Origin of the sequence: Helicobacter sp. MIT 11-5569, assembly GCF_000765695.2 — a bacterium.
GTDB lineage: Bacteria > Campylobacterota > Campylobacteria > Campylobacterales > Helicobacteraceae > Helicobacter_D.
Window position 1 is genome coordinate 1 of record NZ_JRPB02000027.1, and the last position, 3221, is coordinate 3221.

A 3221-nucleotide genomic window follows, 5' to 3' on the forward strand; every position below is an offset into this window, starting at 1 on the left:
ACGCGCCCCTCCCACAACCTTTTTCATCTCATCATCTGATAATGCTTTAACCCCTAAAGAGTTTTCATTCACTTTACCATTAGTTGCAAGAGCAATTAAATCTGTTGCATGTGCACTACTATTAGCTTGTTTAATACATTGGTTAAGAATCATTAAAGTCAATATGGAAATCGATTCTAATCATTAATAATTTCCAATAAAATTATATAGGAATAAAACTTGCTTGCAAAGGATTGCAACTCTAAGAATATTAATTAAGGAGTTACTATGCAATCTAATGCAATTTCTACAAACTATAGACCTTTAGAAATACAGAGCGATTATTCTGTCTCTAGTGAGCGTAGAGAATCCCACATACAAGCATTACAAGATAAGCTAAAAGAAGAAGTTGGTGGTGGCTATGCAGTGGAATACCTCCCGCCAGATTCTTACATTCAAGCGTTTTCTTATTTGTTTTCAGATACAAACAAACACAAGGAAATTAAAATATTACACTCTGTGGCCTCTTTTTCTTTTTATCCAGAAACAGACAATAATCCCCTTAGCTTTAAAAACACATTAGAACAAGAAGAGTCTCTTGCTTCAAAAGCAACAAGCCAAATGCAAGATTGGCTATTGCGCACACATTTAACAAATGCGAAAACTAATGCGATTCCAAATACTAATCCAAAAAACACCTTTGGGGGATACAGCGTAGATGAACAAGGATTTATGGGAGAAGAATTTTTAAAGGCTGCTGATTTACCAAGTGATTATAAGATTCATAAAAATATTTTACAAGCTTTAAATGATTTTTATACAGCTCCCTCAAGCGAGTATAAATCTATTGATTTAATCGCTGGACTTTCTAAAGCAAATAAAGAATTTAATGCCTTATTAACAGAGGATAAAAACTCTTATACTAAAGAAGAGATTCTAAAAATGACAAAAGGAAGTGAGGGACAATTTGATGAAAGCTATTTTGAAACATTGTTGATGAAAGATTATCAAAATGCTGATGGAACATTCCAAAAAGAAGGGATTATGATAATGTATGGAATAAACAGCGGAGCATTAAGAAATGCAGAATCTCCTTATACAATAAAAAAAGAAATGAAAGCAATGTTTGTGCCAAGTGGCTCTAAGGACAAAGAAAAAACTCCTGAAGAAAAAGCAAAAGAATTAAGAGATGCTTTAGACGAGTTTTATAGAAAAGCACTTGAATCTTCACAAAAAGGGATAGAAAACAAAGACAAAGATACTTCTATCCCTAATGGCATAATACAAGAATCACGACATTTTAAAAAGAGAGTTGAAGAGCTAGAGTTTAATCAAGTATTAGAAAAACTAGAAGATTATTCTATGGGTGGAGAATGGATAAAAGTGCGCGTGTAAGGGTTTTACTTTTTAGAATTCTCCTTAGCAAAAACATAAAACACAATTAATGCTATTGCTATGCCAGCCGTTTGTTTCCACAGAAATTATTCAAACATTTCACTATGCGAACCTAGATTAATAGCCTTTAAAATAAGTAAATCGTCTATTTTATCATACACAAGAAGTAAATCAGATTTAATATGGCACTCTCTAAGACCTTTTAGGCTACCTTTTAACTTATGGTCTTTATATTTTGGTTCTAGTTTTTCACCATTTGCAAGTCTATCTAAAATATTCTCAACTAAAAACAAATCTTTTTTGCTAATATTTTTGATTGCATTCTTATATTGCTTAGAATAGGCAATTTTATATTTCATTGAAAATATCTGCGTGCATTTCTTTAGCACTAGAATAAGTTTTTAATTTACCTTGTTTATAAAGCGTATTCATCTCTTCGCTTTCTCTCTCCATTCCAACAATTTTTTCAGCTTTATTTTTTTTTGCTTTTAGCTTTGCATTTACGCCTTTAGCAAGCCCTTTAAAAGCTGGTAAAAATTCTTCTTTTACATTTTCTATAATCAATGTCATTTACATTCCTTTTGAAAGCAAATAGGTTCTACTTAATGTCGCATGTATTATAACATAGCTACAATAGAATCAGATTCTATTTCCTAAAGCATTCCAAGAATCTACGCTTCAAGATTTACAAAAAATTACGAATCCTACTAATGATTTTCAAAGCTGTATAACAGAAAATTTGTTAGGCTCTTTAGCCTACTGTGAAATGTCAGCAATTAACAAAGAAACAAAAGAAAACCTAAAAGCCTTTAGTCAAGATGATTTTAAAAATGCAAAAACAAATACTACACAAAACACAAATAAAACTTTTGAAAATTATCCTCTTGATAATTATGGTTTTATGGGAAGTGAATTTTTAAAAGAAGCTGGATTGTCAGAGAATTTAAGATTCCATAGCAATTCCTTGCAAGCAATCAAAAATTATCTCACACTTCCATTTTATGAACACAATAGCGAAGATGGCAATGCTTACTTTTCAAATTACTTTAATAGCGTTGATTTAGGCGGTGGGCTAAAAAATGCTTTTGAAGAGTTAGAAAACTTCATACAAATCAAAGATAGTTATACAAAAGCGGAATTATTAGAAGCTTTTAAAAATGACAAAGATTTTATGGATATAAAACTAAGAAGTGATATTCCGCTTATTTTGGATTATACAACAACAGAAAATGGAAGCGAAAAAATAGCCTTAGAAGGGGTTATATTGTTATTTTCTCTCTCAAATTATGGGGAAGCTTATGCTAAGAGCGATAAAAGTGAGCTTGGAGAGTATGGGAAATATTTAGCTGGGTTTCCAAATTCTTGGCTAGATAGCCCGATGATCGCCAAAGATTCTACATTTGAAGAAACTAGAAAAATAGTTACTAAAAGTATGACAGATTGGTTTTTACAAAAAGTGCTAAAATTAGACAAAACAATAGACTATGAAACACAAAACCCTGCAAAATCGGAAATTCAAGCCTTAAAATATCTCGGAATGGAATCCCAAAAAGAATCAACCAAAAAGTATAAAAATATTTAATTTTTGGAATCCTTTTTGCTTAAATTCTAAAAATAAATTTCAAGGATTCTTTATGTTTTTTAAACTATTCCTTACTTTTAGCCTTCTGCATTTTAGTTTTTTATATACCTTTACTTCTATTGCCTTTGCTTCTGACCCCATCACTATGGATTCTTTGTTTAAAAAGCAAATTGGTTTAAGGAGTATTACAAGTATTAGCTATTTAAGCAGTGGAAATGCTTATATTTATAATATGTATCCTACACTTGTAGCACAACCTGATACA

General features: G+C 31.0%; 4 protein-coding genes and 1 pseudogene. 3 read left to right on the forward strand and 2 right to left on the reverse strand.

All coding sequences use genetic code 11. The features are described 5' to 3' along the window. Positions 1-267 precede the first annotated feature (267 nt). Complete coding sequence (locus LS70_RS09705) at positions 268-1374, forward strand: hypothetical protein (protein WP_034291382.1); 1107 nt, start codon at positions 268-270, stop codon at positions 1372-1374. An 86-nt stretch (positions 1375-1460) separates the two neighbouring features. Here LS70_RS09705 and LS70_RS09710 read toward each other — a convergent pair whose 3' ends face one another. Both LS70_RS09710 and LS70_RS09715 read right to left on the reverse strand, forming a co-directional pair. After that, the gene (locus LS70_RS09710) at positions 1461-1733 is read right to left on the reverse strand and encodes a type II toxin-antitoxin system RelE/ParE family toxin (RefSeq protein ID WP_034291384.1); all 273 of its coding nucleotides are present in this window, start codon (positions 1731-1733) and stop codon (positions 1461-1463) included. Next, on the reverse strand, positions 1723-1944 hold the full coding sequence (locus LS70_RS09715) for a hypothetical protein (protein WP_034291386.1): 222 nt from the start codon (positions 1942-1944) through the stop codon (positions 1723-1725). Before LS70_RS09715 ends, LS70_RS09710 begins: the two co-directional genes overlap by 11 nt. Positions 1945-2140: 196 nt before the next feature. Between LS70_RS09715 and LS70_RS09720 the strand changes: the two genes are divergently transcribed. Together LS70_RS09720 and LS70_RS09725 are read left to right on the forward strand one after the other, a co-directional pair. After that, a complete protein-coding gene (locus tag LS70_RS09720; protein WP_034291388.1) occupies positions 2141-2956 on the forward strand; it encodes a hypothetical protein in 816 nt (271 codons plus the stop codon). Positions 2957-3008: 52 nt separating this feature from the next. Further along, a pseudogene (locus tag LS70_RS09725) lies at positions 3009-3221 on the forward strand (hypothetical protein); the annotation flags it as partial.